This window comes from Aeromonas sp. QDB31, from assembly GCF_027707605.1.
In the GTDB taxonomy this organism is placed as follows: Bacteria; Pseudomonadota; Gammaproteobacteria; order Enterobacterales; family Aeromonadaceae; genus Aeromonas; species Aeromonas media.
Genome location: NZ_JAPCIX010000016.1, coordinates 29,063 through 52,119 on the forward strand (window position 1 = coordinate 29,063; position 23,057 = coordinate 52,119).

24 protein-coding genes and 2 tRNA genes are annotated in these 23,057 nt (G+C 59.9%); 6 read left to right on the forward strand and 20 right to left on the reverse strand.

The features are described from left to right. Position 1 precedes the first annotated feature (1 nt). From PG898_RS15270 to ruvA, 15 genes are all read right to left on the reverse strand, one after another. Positions 2-77, reverse strand: a tRNA-Val gene (locus PG898_RS15270). A gap of 32 nt (positions 78-109) precedes the next feature. After that, positions 110-185, reverse strand: a tRNA-Lys gene (locus PG898_RS15275). A 174-nt stretch (positions 186-359) separates the two neighbouring features. Then, the gene (gene ybgF, locus PG898_RS15280; protein ID WP_270824530.1) at positions 360-1,166 is read right to left on the reverse strand and encodes a tol-pal system protein YbgF; all 807 of its coding nucleotides are present in this window, start codon (positions 1,164-1,166) and stop codon (positions 360-362) included. 158 nt (positions 1,167-1,324) lie between these two features. Beyond that, a complete protein-coding gene (gene pal / locus PG898_RS15285) occupies positions 1,325-1,849 on the reverse strand; it encodes a peptidoglycan-associated lipoprotein Pal (RefSeq protein WP_005331552.1) in 525 nt (174 codons plus the stop codon). Between the two features lie 50 nt (positions 1,850-1,899). Then, positions 1,900-3,225: a Tol-Pal system beta propeller repeat protein TolB gene (gene tolB / locus PG898_RS15290; protein ID WP_043128866.1), complete on the reverse strand. Its 1,326-nt coding sequence runs from the start codon at positions 3,223-3,225 to the stop codon at positions 1,900-1,902. A gap of 93 nt (positions 3,226-3,318) precedes the next feature. Next, positions 3,319-4,452 (reverse strand): cell envelope integrity protein TolA, encoded by a 1,134-nt coding sequence (gene tolA / locus PG898_RS15295; RefSeq protein ID WP_270824531.1) that lies wholly within the window; start codon positions 4,450-4,452, stop codon positions 3,319-3,321. 5 nt (positions 4,453-4,457) lie between these two features. Beyond that, positions 4,458-4,904 carry a protein TolR gene (gene tolR, locus PG898_RS15300; protein ID WP_005331545.1) on the reverse strand — a complete coding sequence of 149 codons (447 nt, stop codon included), beginning with the start codon at positions 4,902-4,904 and terminating at the stop codon, positions 4,458-4,460. Next, entirely contained in the window at positions 4,905-5,594 is a 690-nt protein-coding gene (tolQ, locus tag PG898_RS15305) for a protein TolQ (RefSeq protein WP_005331543.1), read from the reverse strand. It lies immediately after the preceding gene. Next, positions 5,584-5,991 carry a tol-pal system-associated acyl-CoA thioesterase gene (ybgC, locus tag PG898_RS15310; protein ID WP_005331541.1) on the reverse strand — a complete coding sequence of 136 codons (408 nt, stop codon included), beginning with the start codon at positions 5,989-5,991 and terminating at the stop codon, positions 5,584-5,586. The genes tolQ and ybgC overlap by 11 nt, the downstream gene beginning before the upstream one ends. A 208-nt stretch (positions 5,992-6,199) precedes the next feature. Then, the gene (locus tag PG898_RS15315) at positions 6,200-6,511 is read right to left on the reverse strand and encodes a cyd operon YbgE family protein (RefSeq protein WP_041206743.1); all 312 of its coding nucleotides are present in this window, start codon (positions 6,509-6,511) and stop codon (positions 6,200-6,202) included. Beyond that, positions 6,498-6,614, reverse strand: a complete 117-nt coding sequence (cydX, locus tag PG898_RS15320) for a cytochrome bd-I oxidase subunit CydX (RefSeq protein ID WP_005331536.1) — start codon at positions 6,612-6,614, stop codon at positions 6,498-6,500. Before cydX ends, PG898_RS15315 begins: the two co-directional genes overlap by 14 nt. A 14-nt stretch (positions 6,615-6,628) precedes the next feature. Then, positions 6,629-7,765 (reverse strand): cytochrome d ubiquinol oxidase subunit II, encoded by a 1,137-nt coding sequence (gene cydB / locus PG898_RS15325; protein WP_042650005.1) that lies wholly within the window; start codon positions 7,763-7,765, stop codon positions 6,629-6,631. Between the two features lie 12 nt (positions 7,766-7,777). Beyond that, on the reverse strand, positions 7,778-9,334 hold the full coding sequence (gene cydA, locus PG898_RS15330) for a cytochrome ubiquinol oxidase subunit I (protein ID WP_270824532.1): 1,557 nt from the start codon (positions 9,332-9,334) through the stop codon (positions 7,778-7,780). Positions 9,335-10,271: 937 nt separating this feature from the next. Continuing rightward, positions 10,272-11,282 carry a Holliday junction branch migration DNA helicase RuvB gene (gene ruvB / locus PG898_RS15335; protein WP_005331532.1) on the reverse strand — a complete coding sequence of 337 codons (1,011 nt, stop codon included), beginning with the start codon at positions 11,280-11,282 and terminating at the stop codon, positions 10,272-10,274. Between the two features lie 75 nt (positions 11,283-11,357). Then, positions 11,358-11,972, reverse strand: a complete 615-nt coding sequence (ruvA, locus tag PG898_RS15340) for a Holliday junction branch migration protein RuvA (RefSeq protein WP_041206746.1) — start codon at positions 11,970-11,972, stop codon at positions 11,358-11,360. 256 nt (positions 11,973-12,228) lie between these two features. Between ruvA and PG898_RS15345 the strand changes: the two genes are divergently transcribed. Next, on the forward strand, positions 12,229-13,953 hold the full coding sequence (locus PG898_RS15345; protein WP_270824533.1) for a proline--tRNA ligase: 1,725 nt from the start codon (positions 12,229-12,231) through the stop codon (positions 13,951-13,953). 93 nt (positions 13,954-14,046) lie between these two features. On the opposite strand, the gene PG898_RS15350 is transcribed toward PG898_RS15345, so the two are convergent. The 3 genes from PG898_RS15350 to PG898_RS15360 form a co-directional block, all read right to left on the reverse strand. Beyond that, complete coding sequence (locus PG898_RS15350; RefSeq protein WP_005331522.1) at positions 14,047-14,727, reverse strand: SDR family oxidoreductase; 681 nt, start codon at positions 14,725-14,727, stop codon at positions 14,047-14,049. A 140-nt stretch (positions 14,728-14,867) separates the two neighbouring features. After that, positions 14,868-15,497 (reverse strand): TIGR04219 family outer membrane beta-barrel protein, encoded by a 630-nt coding sequence (locus tag PG898_RS15355; protein WP_041206747.1) that lies wholly within the window; start codon positions 15,495-15,497, stop codon positions 14,868-14,870. A 92-nt stretch (positions 15,498-15,589) separates the two neighbouring features. Further along, positions 15,590-16,030: a copper chaperone PCu(A)C gene (locus tag PG898_RS15360; RefSeq protein ID WP_005331518.1), complete on the reverse strand. Its 441-nt coding sequence runs from the start codon at positions 16,028-16,030 to the stop codon at positions 15,590-15,592. An 89-nt stretch (positions 16,031-16,119) separates the two neighbouring features. Here PG898_RS15360 and PG898_RS15365 point away from each other — a divergent pair, with 89 nt between their 5' ends. Next, positions 16,120-16,875: an enoyl-CoA hydratase-related protein gene (locus PG898_RS15365; protein WP_005331516.1), complete on the forward strand. Its 756-nt coding sequence runs from the start codon at positions 16,120-16,122 to the stop codon at positions 16,873-16,875. Here PG898_RS15365 and PG898_RS15370 read toward each other — a convergent pair. Then, entirely contained in the window at positions 16,868-17,296 is a 429-nt protein-coding gene (locus PG898_RS15370) for a DUF2753 family protein (protein ID WP_005331514.1), read from the reverse strand. The two genes, PG898_RS15365 and PG898_RS15370, sit on opposite strands and share 8 nt — an antisense overlap. Before the next feature lie 292 nt (positions 17,297-17,588). Here PG898_RS15370 and PG898_RS15375 point away from each other — a divergent pair, with 292 nt between their 5' ends. Continuing rightward, positions 17,589-18,254, forward strand: a complete 666-nt coding sequence (locus tag PG898_RS15375) for a CatB-related O-acetyltransferase (protein ID WP_270824534.1) — start codon at positions 17,589-17,591, stop codon at positions 18,252-18,254. Positions 18,255-18,290: 36 nt separating this feature from the next. Here PG898_RS15375 and PG898_RS15380 read toward each other — a convergent pair whose 3' ends face one another. Continuing rightward, positions 18,291-18,998: a ParB-like protein gene (locus tag PG898_RS15380; protein WP_270824535.1), complete on the reverse strand. Its 708-nt coding sequence runs from the start codon at positions 18,996-18,998 to the stop codon at positions 18,291-18,293. Between the two features lie 174 nt (positions 18,999-19,172). Between PG898_RS15380 and PG898_RS15385 the strand changes: the two genes are divergently transcribed. From PG898_RS15385 to PG898_RS15395, 3 genes are all read left to right on the forward strand, one after another. Next, positions 19,173-20,777, forward strand: coding sequence for a peptide ABC transporter substrate-binding protein (locus PG898_RS15385; RefSeq protein WP_270824536.1), 1,605 nt, complete (start codon positions 19,173-19,175; stop codon positions 20,775-20,777). Positions 20,778-20,886: 109 nt separating this feature from the next. Next, entirely contained in the window at positions 20,887-21,186 is a 300-nt protein-coding gene (locus PG898_RS15390; RefSeq protein ID WP_005331508.1) for a hypothetical protein, read from the forward strand. A gap of 167 nt (positions 21,187-21,353) precedes the next feature. After that, positions 21,354-22,913, forward strand: coding sequence for a methyl-accepting chemotaxis protein (locus PG898_RS15395; RefSeq protein ID WP_270824537.1), 1,560 nt, complete (start codon positions 21,354-21,356; stop codon positions 22,911-22,913). The last annotated feature ends 144 nt before the right edge of the window (positions 22,914-23,057 follow it).

A 23,057-nucleotide genomic window follows, 5' to 3' on the forward strand; every position in this document is an offset into this window, starting at 1 on the left:
GTGGTGGTCGTTACTGGGCTCGAACCAGTGACCCCCTCCTTGTAAGGGAGGTGCTCTCCCAGCTGAGCTAAACGACCTGGGAATTCTGTCTTCACCCATTGTGAAGAAATGGTGGGTCGTGCTGGATTCGAACCAGCGACCAATTGATTAAAAGTCAACTGCTCTACCGACTGAGCTAACGACCCTCACCACGACCAGCTCCGAGCGCACTGCTGCACCGGCTCTGACGGCGGCCTATATTACGGATTTATCATCCTGGCGCAATAGAAAAATCTTAAATTAAATCTGTTTGTTCACTGCGCATACAAAGCAGAGGCATATTTACAAGACTGTTACGAAAACAGTGACATGCAGCAATGTTACAACTTGCTCAGGCTCTGCTTGGCCAACTGGGCCGGCGAGGTATTGGGGTAACCCTTGATCACCTGCTCATAGAAGGCCTTGGCTTCTGCTTTCTTGCCATCAAGCTGCGCCAGCATGCCGAGTTTCAGCAGGGCATCGGCCCGTTTGGGCGACTTGCTGTACTTGTTCGCCACAGTGGAGAACTGGCTGGCTGCACCGGCCCTGTCACCCTTGTTGAACATCAGCTGGCCGAGCCAGTAGTGCGCATTGGGAACATAGCTGGAGCTTGGGAACTGCTTGATGAACCCTTCGAAGGCAGGAATGGCCTTGTCGTAGTTCTTCTCCTTGAGCACCATGTTCACGGCGGCGTCATAGGCCTGGTTCTCGTCCTGATTGGTCGAGTAGTTGACAGCGGCGGCAGGTGTCGTGGCGCCGGCTGCCGGGGTCGCGGGCGCAGCGGCGGCAGGCTGGCTGTTGGCAACCTTGTCGAGCTCCTGATAGAGCTGGCGTTGACGCTCTTGCGACTGCTCCATCTGGTAAGTCTGCTGCTCCAGCTGACCACGCAGTTCGGAGACTTCCCCTTGCAGAGAGTCGACCTGTTGCTGCAGCTCGGCCTGCAGGCGCAGACGGGCATTCAGGGTGCGCTCCAGCAGGGCGACCCTGTCTTCCAGGCTGCCGGTAGGCACGATAGCGCCGTTGTTGCCGCTAAGGACAACCCCACCACCCGAGTCACCGCCCAGATCGCTGACAGGAGCCGCCGCATGCGCATTCAGAGCAACCAATACGGCCAGCGCAACAACAGCTTGCTTGTACACAGATTTCATTCGGATCAAACCTTAGCGTTTAGTGCAAATAAAACGGCCAGCGCCATAGTCGCTCGCTTATACAGATTTCATTCGGATCAAACCTTGACGTTTAGTGCAAATAAAACGGCCATCGAAATGGCCGCTTGCATATAAACGAACTTCGTTCGGTTCAAACCTTAGTAAACCAGGACCGCACGGCGGTTTTTGGCAAAGGCATCCTCGGTGTGGGACAGATCCAGCGGCTTCTCTTCGCCATAGCTGACGATGGAGAGCTGCTCAGCCTGCACACCCAGGGTTTGCAGATACTTGGCAACGGCCTTGGCACGACGCTCACCCAGGGCGATGTTGTATTCCGGAGTACCGCGCTCATCGGCGTGGCCTTCGATCAATACCTTGACGCTCGGACGCTCACGCAGGTAGCTGGCGTGGGCATCCAGCAGGTCGGCGTACTGACCCTGAATGTCGTAGCCATCGTACGGGAAGTAGATCACGTTATCGCGCTGCAGAGCTTCGAACTTCTGACGCATCTGCTCTTCCGGGGACAACATGCCGTTGGCGCCACCGGTTTGTACACCGCCCATGCCGTCGGTCATGCCAGACTCGGCGCCAGCGGCGTCGGAGTCGGAAGAAGAACTACAGGCAGCCAGGGTGAACAGTGGCAGTGCGATGGCCAGACCCTTGAGCAGTTTATTGAGTTGCATGCTATTTCCTTAAACCTTTATAACAAAACAAAAAACAATCGATTTTTTTATCAATTCAAGAAGGGCGACCAAGCTGGTGCACGAATTTCACCGCTACTGGTCGGAAGCACTGCCTTGAAGCGACCATCGGTCGACACCAACGCAAGACTCTTACGACCCTGATAGATGGTGGCATAAATGATCATGCTGCCATTGGGTGCCACACTTGGCGACTCATCCAGAGCACTCTGAGTCAGTACCAACATGGCTCCGTTCTCCATATCCTGGCGAGCGATGCGATATTGTCCCTGAACCCGGGTCACCACCACCATGGACTTGCCGTCCGGCGTGATGGATGCCCCCTGGTTGGAATCCCCTTCCCAGGTCATCCGGCGAGTGACGCCAGTCGCCAAATTTACGCTATAAATCTGGGGTTTGCCACCACGTTCAGAGGTGAACAGCAAAGTTTGACCGTCCGGCATCCAGGAGGGTTCGGTGTCGATGGTACGGTTATTTGTGACTCGAGTGAGTTGCTTGCTAGCAACATCAACAACATAGAGATCAGGCTGCCCATCTTTGGACAAAACGATAGCCAAACGGCGACCATCTGGTGACCACTCGGGGGCACCGTTGATGCCGCGGAAACTGGTGATCAGACTGCGTTGCTGGGTATAGATGTCCTGTACGTAAATCTCGGACTTCTGATTCTCGAAGCTCACGTAGGCCAGCTTGCTGCCATCCGGCGACCAGGCCGGCGACATCAGCGGCTCGCGGGAGCGCAGCAGGGTCTTCTCGTTGTAGCCATCGTAATCGGAGATGCGCAGCTGGTACGGGAACTGGGTGCCCTGCTGGACGGAGACATAGGCCAGACGGGTCAGGAAGGCGCCACGCTCACCGGTCAGACGCTCGTAGACGATGTCGGAGATGCGGTGGGCGAACTGGCGCATCTGGGCACCTGGTATGGTTGCCATGCGGCTGTCGAGGATGTAACCATTCGCTTCGCCGCCCTGGGTCTTGGCCAGCTGGCCCTTCAGCACGTCGACCAGCTCGAAGTTGATCTTGTAGGTGCCATCACCGACCGCCGCGATGGAACCGACCACCACGGCCTCCACACCCTGGGACGCCCAGGGGGCGAAGTTGATCTCGCCGCTGGTGCTCGGGGTCTGCGGCATCTGGCCACGGGCCAGCGGCTTGAACTTGCCGCTGCGCATCAGGTCGTTGGAGACCACCTCTGCGATATCCTGTGGCAGTTGGCCATTGCCCTCCCACTTGAAAGGAGCGATGGCGATGGGGCGCGCACTGTCAATACCGCCGGTGATGACGATGTCCAAGGCCGCCTGAGCGCTCTGGCCTAGCAGAAGGCAGCCAACCAAAGCAAAAAACACTTTTCTTATCATGGCTTAAATACTCTGTTCCAATAAAAATGAGAGGTGAAATTCCTTTATCAGCAGATGCTGCCAACCACGGTCAATGACCCCGTTTTATCATGTCTAGATGCTAGGTTCTAACTTGAGGTTAAACTCCTTCAACATCTCGAACGCCGCCGGATCCTTCGGCACCGGCAACTGATTCGCCTTCAAGACCGCCGCCTTGCCGGAGCGGCAGACCGCCGGGTCACCCTGGCCGTTGTCCACCGAGATGACGAAGCCGGTACTGGCCAATTTGACACCGATAGTACAGGTTTTGCCCCGCATGGTGGGATCCAAAATCATGTAGCGCTCCACCGTTGCCTTGATGAGGGCGGCGTACTTGTCGACCTCCCCCTTGGCGGCAGCCGATGCGGCCTGGCTGCGGGAACTGGCCTCAGCCTCCAGCTGCTGCTGCATCATGGCTTCCATCTCTTTCTGCAGCTTGGCCTCCTCGGCCGCCTTGCGCTTGCGCTCCGCCTCTATTTTGGCCTTCTTGTCAGCCTCGGCCTTCGCCTTCTTCTCTGCGTCAGCTTTTGCCTTCTTTGCGGCTTCATCTGCAGCCTTTTTCTCTGCCTCAGCCTTGGCCTTTTTCTCGGCTTCCGCCTTGGCTTTCTTCTCAGCCTCGGCCTTGGCCTTCTTGTCGGCTTCAACCTTCTTGGCCGCATCCGCCTTCGCCTTGGCTTTCTCTTCGGCCTGCTTCTTCTCCAGCTCTTCTTTCTTTTTCTTCAGCGCCAGCGCCTTGGCGAGTTCTTCTTCCTGACGCTTGGCTTCAGCCTGCTTGGTCTTCTGCGCCTCCAGCTTGCGGGCTTCCTCGGCCTTCTGGGCCTTCTCTTCCGCCTGCTTCTGCTCGGCGACCTTCTTCTGCTTCTCGGTCTCGGCCTTGCGGGTGGCCTCTTCGGCCTCCTTGCGCTTGGTCTCGGCGATGCGCAGACGCTCCTGCTCCTTCGCCAGTTCGCGCCGGGCCTGATCGGCGTCTTCCTTATCCTTCTCTTTCTGCTGCTGGGCAGCCTTGGGCTGGGCTTTTTGCTGCTGGATCTGCTGGGCCTGCTGCTCCAGGAACTCGCTGTCCAGCATCACTGCGTTGACGATCTGTCCCTTGGACTCGGGGCGCTTGGGCTTGCTGAAGTCGACGCCGACCAGCAGGATGATGCCGATGATCAGATGCAGCAGCAGCGACGCGACGAGATAACCGGAAATACCACGCTTCACATCCATCTCCGTCAGTTCACCGGATCCGTCATCAGGCCAACCTGAGGCACACCGGCTTTCTTGAGGGCCACCATCAGCAGGATCACCTCTTCGTAACGCACGGACTTGTCACCCGCCACCACCACGGGCGCGTTCTGGTTGATGGCCAGATAGCCCATGGCCTTCTCGGTGATGTATTGCTGCATCGCCTCGGGCGTGCCGCTTGGCACTGGCTCGTCATCCGCCTCACCGGCCTTGATGACATACTCACCCTCGGTGTTGACGCTGACGATGAAGGGGGGCTTGGCATCCTCGGGCAGTTGCTCGGACTCCGCCTGGGGCAGATCTACCTTGACCCCTTGCGTGATCACCGGCGTCACCGCCATGAAGATGATGAGCAGCACCAGCATGACGTCGATATAGGGCACCACGTTGATCTCGGCGACCTTCTTGCGCCGGATCCGCTGATAGGTTTGCATTTACTTCTCACCCTGCTGCTGTGCAATCTGGCGGTTCAGTATGGTGGTGAACTCATCCATGAAGTTGGCGTAGGCGTTCTCCAGCTTCTCCACCTTGTTGGTGAACCGGTTGTAGAAGATGACCGCCGGAATGGCCGCGAACAGACCCATGGCGGTGGCGATCAGCGCCTCCGCGATGCCCGGTGCCACCATCTGCAGCGTCGCCTGCTGCACCTGACCCAGGGCAATAAAGGCGTTCATGATGCCCCATACGGTACCAAACAGGCCGATATAGGGGCTGATGGAGCCGACGGTCGCCAGCACTGGCAGGTTGGATTCCAGCTCGTCCACCGCACGGGACAGAGAGACGCGCATGGCGCGGTAAGTACCGTCCATCACCGCATCCTGGCCACGGGCGCCGGCCTTGAGCAGGCGGGCATACTCCTTGAAGCCGGAATAGAAGATGTCTTCCATGCCTTCGATGTCATCGCGGCGGGAAGAGGACTCCTGATAGAGACGGTTGAGGTCGACGCCGGACCAGAATCTGTCTTCAAACTGCTCCGAGGCGAGATTGGCCGCCTTGATGATCTTGGAACGCTGGATGATCAGCGCCCAGGAGACGACCGACATGCCCATCAGGGTCATCATGACCAGTTTCACCAGCAGACTGGCTTGCCAGAACAGACCAATAAACGAAATTTCAGCGTGCACTTAACAGCACTCCCTTGATTTTTTCAGGTATTGCAACAGGTTTCATTTGCGGATGACTGACACAGGCAATCTGTACCATGGCCTGGGTGATCAGTCGTCCATCAGCCGCCAGGATCTGCTGTGAAAAGCGCATGGAGGCACGTTTCACTTCAGTCACTTGCGTCAATACGGTCAGCAGTTCATTGAAGCGGGCCGCGGAGCGGAAATCGATCTCGGTGCGACTCACCACGAAGGCGATCCCCGCCTGCAACAGGACATCTTGCTCGATGTCGCCGGCGCGCAGGAACTCGGTGCGAGCCCGTTCCATAAACTTGAGATAATTGGCGTTGTAGACGATGCCTCCGGCGTCGGTGTCTTCGTAGTAGACACGTACCGGAAACTCAGAGACTTCCCCCATAAAAATCTGTGATCCATTCGACAGTCAGATGGGGGGCTATCATAGCGCAGGGCTGAATAGGAAAGAAGCAGGGGGAGACAGGGAAATCCCATCTCCCCCTGTTTTTTATGGCAGGCAATAACGGCCGATCCGCCGGGGGCAAAACCACAGCCACGCTGCGGGGTACAAAAGCAGAGGGAGGCAGAAAATGTCTGGCCTCCCTCGGTGTTTATGGCAGGTAATAACTGCTGGTCAGCCAGAGCCCGTACAACAGGCTTGGCCAGGCGAGCCAGGGGAAAAACAGCACGCGCCCGACCAGGCTGCGGGGGTGGAACCCCAGTCCGTGCATGACGCCACAGCAGACCGCCCACATCAGCCAAGGGGCCAGCCAGAGACCGTGGTCACTGGTGTTGGCGGCGATCAGATTCGGTGCCTGCAAGATGGCGACGCCCAGCAGGGCAGCCGCCAGCAACATCAGACCTTGCCATGGCTGGCGCTCCAGGGGAGCGGCCAGCCGGGCTAGCCTGTCACTTGTCTTCATCGATCTGACGATCCAGGTTCTCGGTGTGCTCCAGCCAGAGCGCATTGATGATCCCAAACGCACAGGCCAGCAACAGCCCCAGGATCCAGGTGAAATACCACATATCAGGGCACCTTCTTAGTAGAGCGATTGTTGGTTGTCTTCGATGTGCTTGTTGCTCACCCGGCCAAACATCTTGATGTAGGTCCAGATGGTGTAAGCCAGCACTGTCGGTACGAAGACGACTGCGACTACCGTCATCACCTTGAGGGTGTTGAAGGAGGCGGTGGCATCCCACATGGTCAGGCTCTGGGACGGCTCCAGGCTGGAGGGCATCACGAACGGGAACATGGAGAAGCCCGCGGTCAGGATGATGCCGGCAATGGCCAGGGAGGAGAACAGGAACGCCATCCAGCCCTTGCCCAGCTTGGCCGCAAGCGCGGTCAGCAGGCTCATCACCAGACCCAGCACGGGGGCGGCAATCATCCAGGGATAGAGGTTATAGTTCTGCATCCAGGCACCGGCCTGCACCACCACTTCCTTGTGAAGCGGGTTGGTGACGGCATCGGTGGCAACGGCGCCCACGATCACATAGCCATCCATGCCGCTCACCCAGACACCGGCCAGGGCAAACAGCACCAGGGTCAGCAGGGAGAAGATCATGGCGGCGGTGCGGGAGCGGGCCAGCACTTCACCTTCGGTCTTCATCATCAGCCAGGCAGCGCCCTGGGTCACTATCATGAACAGGCTCACCAGACCGGCCAATAGACCGAACGGGTTGAGCAGGCCGAAGAAGTTGCCGTGGTAGGTCAGCATCAGGAACTGGTTGAAGCTGAACGGAACACCTTGCAGCAGGTTGCCGAAGGCCACCCCGAAGATGACGGGGGGAATCGCACTACCGGCGAACAGCGCCCAGTCCCAGCTGGTGCGCCACTGGGCGCCTTCCTGCAGGGAGCGGTACTTGAAGCCGACCGGACGGAAGAAGAGCGCCATCAGGGTCAGGATCATGGCGATGTAGAAGCCGGAGAAGGCCGCCGCATAGACCATGGGCCAGGCCGCGAACAGGGCACCGCCCGCGGTGACCAGCCAGACCTGGTTGCCTTCCCAGTGCGGCCCCATGGTGTTGAGCATCACCCGACGCTCCACATCCTTCTTGCCGACGAAGGGGAGCAGGGCACCGACCCCCATATCGAAGCCGTCGGTGATGGCGAAGCCGATCAGCAGCACGCCGACCAACACCCACCAGACCAGACGCAACATTTCGTAATCAAACATGGGTTACTCTCCTTATGCCTTGCTCTGTTCGAAGTGGTACTTGCCCGTCTTCAGGCTGCTTGGGCCCAGACGCGCATACTTGAACATCAGGTACATCTCGATGATCAGCAGTACGGTGTAGAACAGGCAGATCCCGATCAGGGAGAACCAGATCTCGGACGCAGGGATATTGGATGCGGAGACTGAGGTCGGCAGCATCTCGGCGATGGTCCAGGGTTGGCGACCGTACTCGGCGACAAACCAGCCTGCCTCGATGGCGATCCAGGGCAGCGGGATGCCGTACAGCAGCGCCTTGAGCAACCACTTGCGCTCACCGATCTTGTGGCGAGTGCTGTCATAGAAGGCCAGACCGATCAGCACCAGCATCAACATGCCGCAGGCAACCATGATGCGGAAGGCGAAGAACAGCGGCAGTACCTGCGGGATGGAGTCATCCACGGCGGCCTTGATCTGATCGTCGGTCGCGTCGGTCACGTTGGCGGTGTAACGCTTGAGCAGCAGACCGTAGCCCAGATCCTGCTTCACCTCGTCGAAGCGAGCGCGGGTCTCGTCTGACTTGTCGCCGGATTGCAGCTTGGTCAGCAGATCGTAGGCGGTCATGCCTCTGCGCACGCGCAGTTCATGCTCGCTCTTCAGATCCTTGAGACCGGTCACCTGACCGTCCAGGGAACGGGTCGCTATGATGCCGAGGGCGTAGGGGATCTTGATGGCGTAGTCGGTGCGCATCTCTTCCTGGTTCGGGATGCCGAACAGGGTGAAGGATGCGGGAGCCGGCTCGGTGTTCCACTCGGCCTCGATGGCCGCCAGCTTCACCTTCTGCACTTCCCCGGTCTCGTAGCCGGACTCGTCACCCAGGATCAGCACGGAGAGGATGGAGGCCATGCCGAACGCAGCCGCGATGGCGAAGGAGCGACGGGCGAAGGCCACATCACGATTCTTCAGCAGGTAGTAGGAGGAGATGCCCAGCACGAACATGGCGCCCGTGGTGTAGCCCGCCGCCACCGTGTGGACGAACTTGACCTGGGCCACCGGGTTGAACACCAGCTCCGCGAAGCTCACCATCTCCATCCGCATGGATTCGAAGTTGAACTCGGCGCCGACCGGGTTCTGCATCCAGCCGTTGGCGACCAGGATCCAGAGGGCGGAGAGGTTGGTCCCGAGTGCCATCAGCCAGGTTGCCGCCAGATGCTGGCGCTTGCTGAGGCGATCCCAGCCGAAGAAGAACATGCCGACGAAGGTGGACTCCAGGAAGAAGGCCATCAAGCCTTCGATGGCCAGCGGGGCCCCGAAGATGTCGCCGACATAGTGGGAGTAATAAGCCCAGTTGGTACCGAACTGAAACTCCATGGTGAGCCCGGTGGTGACCCCAAGGGCGAAGTTGATACCAAACAACTTGCCCCAGAACTTGGTCATGTCCCGGTACACAGTGTTGTTGGTCATCACATAGACAGACTCCATGATCGCCAGAATGAAGGCCATTCCCAGCGTCAGGGGTACAAACAGGAAGTGATAAAGGGCCGTCGCAGCGAATTGGAACCGCGATAGGTCTACCACATGCTCAGCAATCATGATGTTTCCTCACCGATTATTGGCACGGCTATTTTAAGTTTTAAGGACAAAGCTTCCATTGGAAGTCCCCGAACGGTCGGTCACGCCTCGCGGACCGATCGGATTCGACTGCCACCACATTAACAACAAGGCAATATACGAGAACAAAAAAAGCTAATGTTTAACATCTTTAAAACAATAACTGTGGTTCTATTCTCGCCTATAATGATCGCTGTTTTATATCACCTTTATTTGATTGAAATCAATGTAAAACCATCATCAATACATGCCTTTTCAAGGCAACTTAAGAGCCGGTAAATATTAATTGTGCGAGCCTCATCACAAAAAGAATAAACGCATAAATTATTGATTTAAATCAATTTTAAAAAGAAACCAAATGGTTTCAATTCTGTTAATGAAATAGTGAACGCCATAAGCAGCGCTCTCATTATTCCATAATTTAAAAAATGGCTTGCCTCATCAAGAAAGCAATTTAAAACCAACAAAAACACATCTTTATGCGAGTAATTCACTTCCGTGAATTCATTACTTTATCTAATCAAAAGCCCATAGATTTTCTTGTTTGTTCCACCCGACAAGAGCTCCTACAATGCGCCTCGCAGTGAGGGCATACCTCTGGATACAGGCCGGTCATTCCGGGTTCCCGGTACGTATTCGATGAACATTTCGAACCTGTTTGTTGGGATTAATGATGAAAAAGTTTGTTGCCAAGACCATCCGCTACTACAAGCTTTCGTTCGTTCAACTCTATCAAATGAACCGACTCTGAGGCCTCGCGACGGCTCCTTTGTTTTTTTTCCGACCGGTCTGCAGACGCACTCACTGTCTGTGAACATCCATCCTGAATTGTCTTTGCCCACCGCATCCGCCGTGGGCTTTTTTTTACCCGGATAATAAAAAACCGCCCTTGGGGCGGTTTGTCGTTCAAAGGCTGCTTTTACTGCTCATCTGGCCGTTGCAGGCCAAAGTGAACATAAGCTCTCGGTGTCGCGATCCGCCCTCTGGGTGTACGTTGCAGATAGCCTTGCTGGATCAGATAAGGCTCCAGCACGTCCTCTATGGTGTCCTTCTCCTCACCGATGGCGGCGGCCAGGTTGTCGAGGCCCACGGGTCCCCCCATAAACTTGTCGATGACGGCCAACAATAGCTTGCGGTCCATGAAGTCGAACCCCTCATTGTCCACGTCCAGCATGTCCATGGCTCGGGCAGCTATGGGTCCATCAATACGCCCATCGGACTTCACCTGAGCAAAATCCCGCACCCGTCTTAACAAACGATTAGCAATCCGCGGGGTTCCACGGGAACGGCGAGCGACCTCCAGCGCACCATCCCCCGACATGTCGAGCCCGAGACAGCGGGCGCTGCGGGAGACGATATCGGTGAGATCCTTGACGTTGTAGAACTCCAGCCGCTGGACGATACCGAAACGATCCCGCAACGGGCTCGTCAGGGAGCCGGCCCGGGTGGTGGCTCCGATCAGGGTGAAGGGGGGGAGGTCCAGCTTGATGGAGCGGGCGGCAGGCCCTTCCCCTATCATGATGTCGAGCTGATAATCCTCCATGGCCGGATAGAGCACCTCCTCCACCACGGGGCTGAGGCGGTGAATTTCATCGATGAAGAGCACATCGTTCGGTTCGAGGTTGGTGAGCAGGGCCGCGAGATCCCCCGCCTTTTCCAGCACGGGCCCCGAGGTGGTCTTGATGCTGACCCCCATCTCGTTGGCGACGATGTTGGCCAGCGTGGTCTTGCCAAGCCCGGGCGGGCCGAAGATCAGCAGATGATCGAGGGCCTCCCCGCGCTGGCGGGCGGCCTCGATGAAGATCTCCATCTGGTCACAGACGTGATCCTGGCCGGTGTAATCCGCCAGCTTCCTGGGCCGGATGGCCCGATCGATGACTTCGTCCTCGCGGGCGGCGCCGGCCGAGATAAGACGATCCGCTTCAATCATGGGCTACCTCACGCTCTGTGTCCCCACTGCCACCGTCGAGTGATGCAGGATGATCCGCTTGCTTCATTGTCATTCTCACACCAGGCTGCGCAGGGATTCGCGGATGATGGCTTCGACCGACATGCCTTCACTGGCCACCTTGGCCACGATCTGGCTCGCCTGCTGGGGTTTGTAACCGAGCGCCACCAGAGCGCTGGCCGCTTCTTCGCTCGCATCGGGCGCACGCAGCTGGCTCTCCTGGGCAGGCAGGGTGATTTCCGCAGGGGAGAAGAGATCGTGGCTGACCCAGCCTTTGAGCCTGTCTTTCATCTCCACCACCAGCCGCTCGGCGGTCTTCTTGCCCACCCCGGGCAGCTTGACCAGAGAGCTTATTTCCTCGCGCTCCACACTCAGCACGAACTGGGTGGCGGTCATGCCGGAGAGGATGGCCAGCGCCAGCTTGGGACCGACCCCGTTGGTCTTGATCAGCTCGCGAAACAGCGCCCGCTCCTGCTTGTGGTTGAAGCCATACAGCAGTTGAGCATCTTCGCGTACCACGAAGTGGGTGTGAATGACTGCTTCCTTCCCGAGTTCGGGCAGATCATAGAAGCAGCTCATGGGCATATGCACCTCATAACCCAACCCCCCCACTTCGATCAGGACCTCAGGGGGTTGTTTCTCGATGATGACGCCTCTCAAGCGACCGATCATGTTCTCTTCCTCGCCACGCAGACTCTTGCAAATTGGGTCATAGCATAAAGAATAACTGGATAAGTATCCAGCATAGGGCTTGCCCCGCGATCTCCCGCTCGCCCTCCCCTGCCCGGGCTCCAGGGCCCGTGCCAAAGCGGCCCCTTTCCCTCCGCCTGGCTGAATTTAGCCCTTGGGCCACGGGGCTCAGCCTGTTAAAATTCCGCACTTGAAATTTTCCAGGGCCAAGGGCCCGAACTAGCGAAGGTCTACCGCGATGCGTACCAGCCAATATCTGCTTTCCACTCTCAAGGAAACCCCCTCCGACGCTGAAGTCATCAGCCACCAGCTGATGCTGCGCGCCGGGATGATCCGCAAACTGGCCTCCGGCATGTACGCCTGGCTGCCAACCGGTCTGCGGGTTCTGAAAAAAATCGAGAACATTGTTCGCGAAGAGATGAACAATGCTGGTGCCATCGAAGTCTCCATGCCGGTGGTGCAACCCGCCGAGCTGTGGCAGGAATCCGGCCGCTGGGATGACTACGGTCCCGAGCTGTGCCGTCTGACCGACCGCAACAACCGTCCCTTCGTGCTGGGTCCGACCCACGAAGAGGTGATCACCTCGCTGATCCGTTACGAAGTGAACAGCTACAAGCAGCTGCCGCTCAACCTCTACCAGATCCAGACCAAGTTCCGCGACGAAGTACGCCCCCGTTTCGGCGTGATGCGTGGCCGTGAATTCCTGATGAAGGACGCCTACTCTTTCCACATCGACAAAGAGTCTCTGGTCGATACCTACGAGAAGATGCACGCCGCCTACTGCAAGGCGTTCACCCGCATGGGTCTGAACTTCCGTCCGGTGCAGGCCGATACCGGCTCCATCGGGGGTACCGGTTCCCACGAATTCCAGGTACTGGCCGAGAGCGGTGAAGACTTGATCGCCTTCTCCGACAGCTCCGATTATGCCGCCAACATCGAGATGGCCGAAGCGCTGGCACCGGCTGGCGAGCGCGCTGCTGCCACCGCAGCCCTGACCAAGGTTGCCACCCCGGCCGTCCACACCATCGACGAAGTGGCCGCCTTCCTGGCCGTGGCACCGACCGTCATCGCCAAGACCCTGCTGGTACTGGCAGAGGAAGATGATCACGGCAAACAGGCCGTCATCGCGCTGGTACTGCGTGGCGACCACGAGCTGAACGAAATCAAGGCCGAGAAACTGGCTGGCGTTGCCAACCCGCTGACCTTCGCCAACGACGAGCAGATCAAAGCTGCCGCCGGTTGCGATGCAGGCTCCATCGGCCCGGTCGGCTTTGCCGGTCGCATCATCGTCGATCGCAGCGCCGCCCAGCTGAGCGATTTTGTTTGCGGTGCCAACGAGACCGGCTTCCACCTGACCGGTGCCAACTGGGATCGCGATATCGCTTCTTACGAAGTTGCCGACCTGCGCAACGTGGTGGAAGGCGACCCGAGCCCGTGCGGCCAGGGCAAGCTGCTGCTCAAGCGCGGTATCGAAGTGGGCCACATCTTCCAGTTGGGTACCAAGTACTCCGAAGCGATGAAGGCGAGCGTGCTGAACGAAGGCGGCAAGTCCGTCACCATGGAGATGGGTTGCTACGGTATCGGGGTTTCCCGTCTGGTGGCTGCGGCCATCGAGCAGAACAACGACCAGTACGGCATCATCTGGCCGGACGCCATCGCCCCGTTCGAAGTGGCCATAGTGCCGATGAACATGCACAAATCCGAGCGCGTGGCCGAGCAGGCACAGCAGTTCTACGCCGAGCTGAAAGCCGCCGGTGTGGATGTGCTGTTCGATGACCGTAAAGAGCGCCCGGGCGTGATGTTCGCCGACATGGAGCTGCTGGGCATCCCGCACGCCATCGTCATCGGCGATCGCGGTCTGGACAACGGTGTGGTGGAGTACAAGTGCCGCCGCTCCGGCGAGAAGCAGGAAGTGGCGATCACAGACATCGTCGCCCTGCTCAAGGCCAAGCTGGGCCGTTAATTCCGCCTCCTTGCCTGAATAGAAAAGCGCGCCATTTGGCGCGCTTTTTGTTTCTGTATTCTGACGATAGCAACCGGATGATGGAGTAGCTCCTCAGGCGTTGCGACCGATAAAGAGATCGGTCACATGGCAGCTGCTTCTCGCTTCCAGTGCGTCGAGCATGTAGGCCGCCGCATCTTCCGGGGTCATGAAGCCGCTGCTGTCCACGTGATCCGAGTTGTCCCAGAATTCGCTGCGGATCCCACTCGGATAGAGGTTCACCAGCCGTAGCGGCGAGCCTTTCAGCTCGGCCCGCAACGACTCCAGAAAACCGCGCATGCCCCATTTGGAGGCGCAGTAGAGGCTCTCGTTGGCCTTGCCCACCTGGGCGGCGGAGGAGAGCACATTGGCCAGCACGCCGCCCTTGTCGCCGATGAGCCGCACCGTCTGCTGGGCCACCAGAATGGTGGAGATGAGATTGCTCTCCACCACCCGGCGGATCTGCTCGGCGGTATAGACACCAACCGGGCCGAATTCGCCGACTCCGGCGCAGTGGATCACCATGTCGGGCAGGCCGCCCCACTCCACCGCTGCGGCGAAGGCAACGTCGACCTCTTCATGGTGCGCCAGATCGGCAGCGATGCCGATCACCGCGCTGCCGAGCAGTTGTTCCTGCTCCTGCAGTCGCTGATAACGGCGCCCCATCATGGAGACGCGATGACCGCGTTCTACCAGTCCGATGGTCAGAGCACGCCCAAGGCCGGAGCCCGCGCCAGTCACTATGATATGGCCCATATCCTTACCCCTTGGCAATGGACGGTTCTGTCGACGTACCCATCATGGGCTTATTCCAGCCGCTGGGCACGGCTCAGGCCGGAACATACGCCCGTCACCAGAGATGTGCCACACGTTCGCTGTCCTTAACCGTGCCGCCTTTAGAAGCGGAACGCGCCGCCGATGAACCAGCCTTCTATCCCCTGATCCATATCGGCGATGTCGATGGCGGCATCACGCCAGCCGGCACGGATCTGCACCGGGATGGAGGAGAACTGATAAGCCGCTCCAAGACGGTAGTCATAGTGATCGCCGTTCTCGATGCGAGCGTCGCCGAAGAAGGAGAAACCTGTGCCCGGCAGCATCACTTCGGCGCCGGTATAAGCCATCAGCTCACCCTCGTCGTAGGATTCGTTCAGGGTGTGGAACTTGCCGTCGTATTGACGACCGGTCAGGCCCAGATCGATCTTGAACAGGTCGTTGTTCAGCAGACGATAGTAGAGGGTCAGATCATAGGCTTCGAGATCGTTGTTGAATGAACCGCCACTGGTGCTGAAATCGGTGATCTCGAACTTGGCGTTCGGTAGCAGGAAGATGTCGTGCTCGACTTGCAGGTAGCCAGTCCAGTTGTACTGGTCATCATAGCTGCCGTTGGCATCCACACCATGGATGCTGCCGCTGCCCTGGGAGTTCCAGCTATCGACACCCGCCGCGAAACGCCAGTCATCGGCAGCCATGGCGGCTTGACTGAAGAGGGCCAGCAGGCTGGCGGCAATCAAAGTCTTTTTCATCATATCGTTCCCTTGTGGACTGGAAAGGCCATCATTTTACCCGGTGAGCAAGGAATACCTAGAGTAAAAAGCTGAACAAGCGTCCATTAATGTCAGTGCTGCATGCCTTTCATCGGCTCGACCGGCTTCACCGGCAGACTCAGACTGAGGGTTTGACCATCATCCAGGGTCAGCGTCAGCGGGAAGGGCGTGTCCTGGGAGAGCTCACGCACGTCGAACAGCATGATGTGGAGACTGCCTGGTTTGAGAACGGCCTCACCCCTGGCCGGGATCTCGATGCTCTCGACCTGGCGCATCTTCATGACGCCATTTTCGTGCAGATGGGTGTGCAGCTCGGCACGGCCAGCGTCAGGGGAGGCAACCGCAGTCAGGGCCACCGGCTTGTCCCCGTCATTCTTGAGCACCATGAAGGCAGCGGTGTTGGGTGAACCCGGGGGGAGCAAGCGCACATAACCGTCGACGGCCTCGACCTTGGCCAGTGCGGGGGCTGCCAGGAGCAGGGCCAGGGTGGAATAAAACGCACGTTTAAACATGGTTGAAATCCTTTTATGATGTTGTTAAACGACGCAAAGCTTACCCCTGTGGCAAGCTTTTGACAGCCCCCGAACACAAGGATTCAGACATGGCCCTCACAATTCTGGCCGAGCAGCAGGATGGCTTGCTCCTGCTGACCCTCAACCGGCCGGACAAGCGCAATGCCCTCAACACCGACATGTACCTGGCCCTCACCGAGGCCTTTCAGCAGGCTGCCCAGGACGAGAGCGTGCATGTGGTGTTGCTGCAAGGGCAGCAGGAGTGCTTCACCGCGGGCAATGATCTCGCGGACTTCATGGGCAAGAGCAGCCTGGAAGCGGATGACCCCATCCTGCAGTTCCTCCACACCCTGGCCGACTTCCCCAAGCCGGTGATCGCCGCCGTGGGCGGCCCTGCGGTGGGTATAGGCACCACCCTGCTGCTGCACTGCGATCTGGTCTATCTGGGGGACAACGCCAGGCTGCAACTGCCCTTCGTCGAGCTCGGACTGGTGCCGGAGTTTGCCTCCAGCCTGCTGCTGCCCCGTGCCGTGGGCCATCTGAAGGCGGCAGAGCTGTTGTTGCTGGCGGAGGCCATCGACGCCGGAGAGGCGCTGCGGCTCGGGCTCGCCAACCGGGTGGTGGCCGCCGATACGTTGCTCGCGTTTGCCCGCGAACAGGGGCTGAAGCTCGCGGCCAAGGCGCCGAAGGCGCTGCAAAAGAGCAAGGCGCTGCTCAAGCAGGAGCTCAGGCAGGCGGTGCATTTCGTCATCGATCTGGAGGCCCGCGCCTTCTCCCTCGCCCTGCAAGGGGAGGAAGCACAGAGCCGCATCGCGCGGCGGCTCGGGCGCACAGCCGCTAGTTGAGGCGGAACCGGCCTATCAGCTCGCAGCCCTGCACCTTGTCCTGCACCTGAATCAACCTGGCGATCTCGGGGTTGGGGTGGCGCTTCAAGAAGGAGAGCAGGGCGGCGCGGCAGCAGCCCAGCTCGCTGACGAGGGATTCGCACGCCCGGTTCGGGCACTGAGGCACCAGCGCCGTCACCAGCTCGGAGGCCAGCTTGAGATAGCGCAGCTCATAGGCGGGCTCCTCCATGGCGCGCCAGAAGTCAGCCATGCGGTGGCAGGTGGCGACCCGCATGCTGGCCAGTTCGTCCAGATCCCCGGACGCCAGCTCATACACCTCCCCCAGGGCCTGCTGATAGAGGCAGATGGCCGTGCCCAGTGCCCCTATGCCAAGGGCATTCTCCGCCTCCAGCATGTAACGCTGCCAGTTCTGATTCGTCATGGTCCTCTCTCCTGCCGATACGAGTGGAGCCCATATCATGGCCAATCGAGAATAAATATCAACCAGACGCTTTGTGCAGGTTTTGACCAGATTCTCCCCCTCCCCTTGGCATAATCCCTCCCATCCTTTACCATCTGGCCTCTTCTGCCAGGAGCCCTTCTTCATGCAACGACCCCGTTCATCCCAGGCGCTGGGCTGCTCCACCCTGTGCGTGCCCCGCCTGCTGGTCTGGATCTATTAGCTGCGCCAAACCGCGCATCCAATCCAGATCCATTCAACGAGGAACACAGCCATGACCATCTGCCAACATTGGTCGCAGGTCGAATACCTGCACCTGACGGTGACCAATCCCAACATCTGCCTCAAGGGGCGACACAGCTACTACTCCGGCGCCTGGGACGGTCCCTTCGAAGAGGAAGTCGTACGTGACCTGCACGGCGACAGCTGGAGCCGCTCAGCCGACACCGGCTGGGATCCCATCTGGCACATAGACCGGTTACATCTCGGCGACTATGTGCAAATCGCCGCCGGGGTGAAGATCATCATGGGGGGCAACCACACCCACAACACCGACTTCATCAGCACCTATCCGTTTGCCGAGGTGGAGGCGCTCAAGCGCAGCTATAGACCCGCCGGTGATACCCGTATCGGCAATGACGTCTGGATAGGCATGGAAGCCATGATCATGCCGGGCGTCACCATAGGGGATGGCGCCATCATAGCGGCACGCGCGCTGGTGACTCAGGATGTGCCGCCCTATGCCATGGTGGCGGGCACGCCAGCCAGGGTGATCCGGATGCGCTTTGGCGACGACGAGATTGCCCGGTTGCAGGCGCTCGCCTGGTGGGATTGGCCGGATGACAAGGTGCAGGCCCTGCTGCCGCTGATCCAGCAAGGAGAGGTGGCTCTGCTGGAACAGGCCGCCGCCCGCTGGCAAGGAGCCGGCCAGGGAGAGTGACGAGGGGGCGCCTGGGCGCCCCTTCTTGATCCCGCGTCAGCTGCCGCTGCGTGGCGGGTTGAGGCGACACTGCTTGCCGGGATAGCCGGGCAAGGCACTGGCCTTGCTGTTGCAGGCCAGGCGCTTGGCCTCGGCGAGGCGATCCGCCAGATTGGCGGCATTGACCGGCTGCCACGCCATCTGCTGGCCGAGCCAGCTGGCCCAGGCGAACTCGACGAAGTAGACCTGATCCTGCTTGCTGAAGTAGCCCGCATCCTGCAGCAGGCCCGCCAGGGTACGGTAGGGATAATCCGGCAGCTCACCGATATGGCCGGGCAGCTGCTCCGGAGTGAGCGGCTGACCCCGCTCATCCTTCAGCCAGGCCCAGTGGTTGTTCTGCATCTGGCTCCAGAAACTGCCCCTGTCCTGCAAGCGGGCGATCACCTTGACCCTCACCGCCTTCACCCCCTGTTGCCACAGCGCCTTGGTCAGGTGGTGCCTGTCGACCAGCCAGTAGCCGCCATCGGGGGCGATGACGATGGGGATCTCTTTCTTTTTCATCAGCTTGTCGAGCTGCTTCTCGCTCTTGTCCGCCAGTTCCCGCACCGTGGTGTCGACCTGCAACTGCCCCACCCCGCCCTGAGTCGGATGCAGTCGATCTATGCTCACCTCGCACCAGCTCCCCACCTGGCTGCCCTTCTCGCAAGGGGCCAGCGCCCAGGCACCCTGGCTCAGCACACAGGCCAATAACATCCATACTCTCATCGTTTGCTCCTCTTGCCCGCGCTCGGGGCGGACGCACATAGGGTTGCCGTCCCGGATATGATGGGACTCACTCTGGCGGTCTGACCAGCAAAGGGGATATCATGATTCCCCGTCTGCCGGCGATGAATTCTCGCCGAGTTTTCTCCTCGCTTCACACAATTTGAAGGATTCGCCATGAAAGGATGGAGCCCCCTGCTGGCCCTGCTGGGCTGTGCCTGTGTCCAGGCCGCCGATGTACCGGCTGGTACCCAACTCGCCGCCGAACAGGCCGTCGTGCGTCATCTCAAGGACGAACCGACCAGCCTGAGTCCGCTCAAGCTGGTCGGCCTGCCCGAGCTGCAAGTGCTCAGAGACCTCTATGAGGGGCTGCTGACTCAGGGGGCGGACGGCAAGGTGCTGCCCGGTGTGGCCGCAAGCTGGGAGAACAAGGACAACCGGCAGTTCACGTTCCATCTGCGGCCGGATGCCCGCTGGTCCAACGGGGATCCGGTGCGCGCCGCCGACTTCGTCTACGGCTGGCGCAAGCTGGTGGATCCCAAGGAGGCGGCCACCTTCGCCTGGTTTGCCCAGCTGGCCCACTTCGACAAGGTGGACGAGATAGTCGAGGGCAAGCTGCCTCCCGAGGCGCTCGGGGTGCAAGCCGTGGATGACCATACCCTGCAGGTGACGCTCTCCCAGCCGGTGCCCTACTTCCTGAGCCTGCTGACCCACCCCAGCCTGTCCCCCCTGCACAGGGCCAGCATGGAACAATACGGCAACCAGTGGACCCAGCCCGGCAAGCTGGTGGGCAACGGCGCCTTCGTACTGAGCCACCGGGTAGTGAACGAGAAGCTGGAGCTGACTCCGAACCCCTACTACTGGGATCGCGCCCATACGGTGCTGACCCGCGTCACCTTCGTCCCCATCAACCAGGAGAGTGCCGCCACCCACCGCTATCTGGCCGGGGATCTGCACATCACCGAATCCTTCCCCAAGGAGCAGTACCAAAGCCTGATGGCCCAGATCCCGGGAGAGGTCTATACCCCGGAGCAACTCGGTACCTACTACTACGCCTTCAATACCCAGCGCCCGCCCCTGAATGACGTGCGGGTCCGCCGGGCGCTCTCCTACACCATCGACCGGGCGCTCATCGCCAACAAGGTGCTGGGCACGGGGGAAAAACCCGCCTATCACTTCACCCCGGATGTGACCGCCGGGTTTGTTCCCAAGCCCAACCTGCTCTCCACCAGCAGTCAGCAGGCGCTGGACGACAAGGCCAGGGCGCTGCTGAAAGAGGCAGGCTATGGCCCGGACAAGCCCCTTGAGCTGACCCTGCTCTACAACACGGCGGAAATTCACAAGAAGATGGCGCTGGCCATCGCCAACCTGTGGAAGCAGAAGCTGGGGGCTCGGGTCGAGCTCACCAATCAGGAGTGGAAGACCTACCTCGACAGTCGCCAGAGCGGCCAGTTCGAGGTGATCCGCTCCTCCTGGGTCGCCGACTACAATGACCCTTCCGCCTTCCTCGGCCTGTGGGGCTCCCACCACAGCGGCAACATGGCCCGCTTCGCCAACCCCGGTTACGACGCCCTGCTGACCAAGGCGGCCAGCAGCCGGGATGAGGGTGAACGGGCACGCCTGTTCGACGAGGCCGAAACCATCTTGCAGGAGGAGGCGCCGATCGCCCCCATCTACCAATACACCAACGCCCGTCTGATCAAGCCCTGGCTCAAGGGCTACCCCATCAACAACCCGGAAGACGTGGCCTACAGCCGCCAGCTCTACCTCGTCAAGCACTGAGTCAGAGGGGGCCGGCGCGGCTGGCCCCCTCTTCGCACTGTTCCAATTCAAGTTCCCGGCATAAAATGCCGCCTCTTTTCGTCCATCAGCCCGTTGAATCGATCTCCCTATGCGTTGTCTGCTCCTGCTTGCCCTGTTCTCTGCCCTCCCTGCCAAGGCCGCCAATGAAACCGAATGCCGCCAGGCCTTCCTCGAATGGATGCTGAGCCAGCAGAAGCAGTTCAGCGATCGCAAGGCCAGCAAGATGGAACGGCGCAACGCCGAGCGGGCCATCGATCAGGCCCGTGACGAGTTCGCCAAGCAGGAGAGCTTCTGCCAGGCCATGGCCTGGGTCTCCCGCGATCAGGGTCGGGATCCCCGCTTCCAACCCAGGACGGGAGAGATCCACGACTTCACCCCCCGCAGTTGATCCCGCGCTTAAGTCGCCCCCCATCTACTACTTTTTTCAGTCGTCATAGTGTTGATTTATTGACCCAAGCCAAGATAACCACTTGGGTCGCCCCTACAATGAAGCCGTAACGACAACACACAATAAAAATAAATTTATCAGTTACTTGGCTCATTCAGGATGCGCACATGACCACCACCCGGCAAGAAGGGGAGATCCGTTTCCCCGACCACATATCATTGATTTCGACCACGGACCCCACCAGCCACATCACCTATGCCAACCAGCACTTCTGCGACGTGGCTGGCTACAGCGCCGCCGAGATGGAAGGGGTCCCCCACAACCTGGTTCGCCACCCCGACATGCCCAGGGCCGCCTTCGCCGATATGTGGCAGCGACTGCAGCAAGGAAAGAGCTGGATGGGACTGGTGAAGAACCGCGCCAAGAGCGGCCAGTTCTACTGGGTCAATGCCTATGTCACCCCCATCCTCAACGAACGGCAGCAGATCATCGAATACCAGTCGGTCCGCACCCGCCCACAGGATCACGACATCGTCTGGGCGGAGCGACTCTATGCCCGGATCCGGGCGGGCAAGGCACTGCCCTGGCAGAGTCGCGTCACCCTGGAGCCGGGGCAACTCAGTCTGCTGCTCTCGGGCACAGCCCTGGTCGGCATGGGAGCCAGCCTGATGACGGGCCAGGCCGGATGGGGTGGCCTCACTCTGCTCTGTCTGCTGGCCCAGATAGGGCACGGCTGGCACCTGCAGCAGCGACTGGCCCGGCTGCTGGCCATGGCGGGCGAAGAACTGGGCACCCCCCTCTGCCAGGTGCTCTACGCCAGACGACGGGACAGCCTGGCGGCCCTCGAGCTTTTGCTGCGCATGAGGAAGGCCGAGCTCAGGGCCGTGGTGGGGCGCAGCGCCGACACCAACCAGCAGATACTGCAGGCGGCAGAGGATGACAGGGGACACATCCAGACCATAGACACCCACCTGCAGCAGCAGCGGGCCCAGAGCGAGCAGCTGGCTGCCGCCATCACACAGATGAGCCAGTCGATCCGCGACGTGGCCGACAACGCCCATCAGGCCAACGCCCTGGTGAGCGAGGTGCAGCAGGTGTCGGCCAGCGGCCAGCAGGCGCTGGCGACCACCCGCGCCTCGGTCAACCGACTCCACCAGGAGCTGGATGCCAGTCAGGGCGTGCTGGTCCGCCTGACCCAGGACAGCCAGAAGATCAGCGGGATCCTGGAGGTGATCGGGCAGATTGCGGATCAGACCAACCTGCTCTCCCTCAATGCCGCCATAGAGGCAGCCCGAGCCGGCGAGCAGGGGCGCGGTTTCGCTGTGGTGGCCGACGAGATCCGGGCGCTGGCCCAGAAGACCCGCAGCTCCACCGGCGAGATCAGCGACATGATAGGGGCGCTGCAGCAGAGCACCCGGCAGCTCTCCGACGGCATGACCCAGGGCGCCCAGACCTCGGTTCTCTGTCAGCAGCACATGGGGGCCACCGCCGAGGTGCTCGACCAGATCAACCAGATGCTGGCCCAGGTGACCCACACCAGTGACGAGATAGCCCAGGCCGTCAGCCAGCAGGCGGACGTGACCAGCACCCTGGATCAGGGGATCCACCAGATCCACCAGCTGGCCAGCCACACCGCCGACAACAGCAGACAAGCCCTCGATGGCATCACCCTGCTGGTGGAGCGGCTGCAAAACCTCTCCCGCCTGATCAACCAGTTCCACGACTGAGATTGCCCTCCGTGTAGCCAGGCGCGTCCTTGGACGCGCTGTGATGACGCTGCCACCAGCCCCTGATGCCCGACGCCAGTCCTATCCGGTTGCGCTCCCTCCCCCCAGGTTTTTCCTCCCCATATGGGGCCTTTCATTTATTTG

Excerpts from the sequence above, each read along its gene's own strand:
- ybgF (WP_270824530.1), bottom strand. The coding sequence starts at position 1,166 with ATGAAATCTGTGTACAAGCAAGCTGTTGTTGCGCTGGCCGTATTGGTT.
- pal (WP_005331552.1), bottom strand. The coding sequence starts at position 1,849 with ATGCAACTCAATAAACTGCTCAAGGGTCTGGCCATCGCACTGCCACTG.
- tolB (WP_043128866.1), bottom strand. The coding sequence starts at position 3,225 with ATGATAAGAAAAGTGTTTTTTGCTTTGGTTGGCTGCCTTCTGCTAGGC.
- tolA (WP_270824531.1), bottom strand. The coding sequence starts at position 4,452 with ATGGATGTGAAGCGTGGTATTTCCGGTTATCTCGTCGCGTCGCTGCTG.
- tolR (WP_005331545.1), bottom strand. The coding sequence starts at position 4,904 with ATGCAAACCTATCAGCGGATCCGGCGCAAGAAGGTCGCCGAGATCAAC.
- ybgC (WP_005331541.1), bottom strand. The coding sequence starts at position 5,991 with ATGGGGGAAGTCTCTGAGTTTCCGGTACGTGTCTACTACGAAGACACC.
- PG898_RS15315 (WP_041206743.1), bottom strand. The coding sequence starts at position 6,511 with ATGAAGACAAGTGACAGGCTAGCCCGGCTGGCCGCTCCCCTGGAGCGC.
- cydX (WP_005331536.1), bottom strand. The coding sequence starts at position 6,614 with ATGTGGTATTTCACCTGGATCCTGGGGCTGTTGCTGGCCTGTGCGTTT.
- cydB (WP_042650005.1), bottom strand. The coding sequence starts at position 7,765 with ATGTTTGATTACGAAATGTTGCGTCTGGTCTGGTGGGTGTTGGTCGGC.
- cydA (WP_270824532.1), bottom strand. The coding sequence starts at position 9,334 with ATGATTGCTGAGCATGTGGTAGACCTATCGCGGTTCCAATTCGCTGCG.
- ruvB (WP_005331532.1), bottom strand. The coding sequence starts at position 11,282 with ATGATTGAAGCGGATCGTCTTATCTCGGCCGGCGCCGCCCGCGAGGAC.
- ruvA (WP_041206746.1), bottom strand. The coding sequence starts at position 11,972 with ATGATCGGTCGCTTGAGAGGCGTCATCATCGAGAAACAACCCCCTGAG.
- PG898_RS15345 (WP_270824533.1), top strand. The coding sequence starts at position 12,229 with ATGCGTACCAGCCAATATCTGCTTTCCACTCTCAAGGAAACCCCCTCC.
- PG898_RS15350 (WP_005331522.1), bottom strand. The coding sequence starts at position 14,727 with ATGGGCCATATCATAGTGACTGGCGCGGGCTCCGGCCTTGGGCGTGCT.
- PG898_RS15355 (WP_041206747.1), bottom strand. The coding sequence starts at position 15,497 with ATGAAAAAGACTTTGATTGCCGCCAGCCTGCTGGCCCTCTTCAGTCAA.
- PG898_RS15360 (WP_005331518.1), bottom strand. The coding sequence starts at position 16,030 with ATGTTTAAACGTGCGTTTTATTCCACCCTGGCCCTGCTCCTGGCAGCC.
- PG898_RS15365 (WP_005331516.1), top strand. The coding sequence starts at position 16,120 with ATGGCCCTCACAATTCTGGCCGAGCAGCAGGATGGCTTGCTCCTGCTG.
- PG898_RS15370 (WP_005331514.1), bottom strand. The coding sequence starts at position 17,296 with ATGACGAATCAGAACTGGCAGCGTTACATGCTGGAGGCGGAGAATGCC.
- PG898_RS15375 (WP_270824534.1), top strand. The coding sequence starts at position 17,589 with ATGACCATCTGCCAACATTGGTCGCAGGTCGAATACCTGCACCTGACG.
- PG898_RS15380 (WP_270824535.1), bottom strand. The coding sequence starts at position 18,998 with ATGAGAGTATGGATGTTATTGGCCTGTGTGCTGAGCCAGGGTGCCTGG.
- PG898_RS15385 (WP_270824536.1), top strand. The coding sequence starts at position 19,173 with ATGAAAGGATGGAGCCCCCTGCTGGCCCTGCTGGGCTGTGCCTGTGTC.
- PG898_RS15390 (WP_005331508.1), top strand. The coding sequence starts at position 20,887 with ATGCGTTGTCTGCTCCTGCTTGCCCTGTTCTCTGCCCTCCCTGCCAAG.
- PG898_RS15395 (WP_270824537.1), top strand. The coding sequence starts at position 21,354 with ATGACCACCACCCGGCAAGAAGGGGAGATCCGTTTCCCCGACCACATA.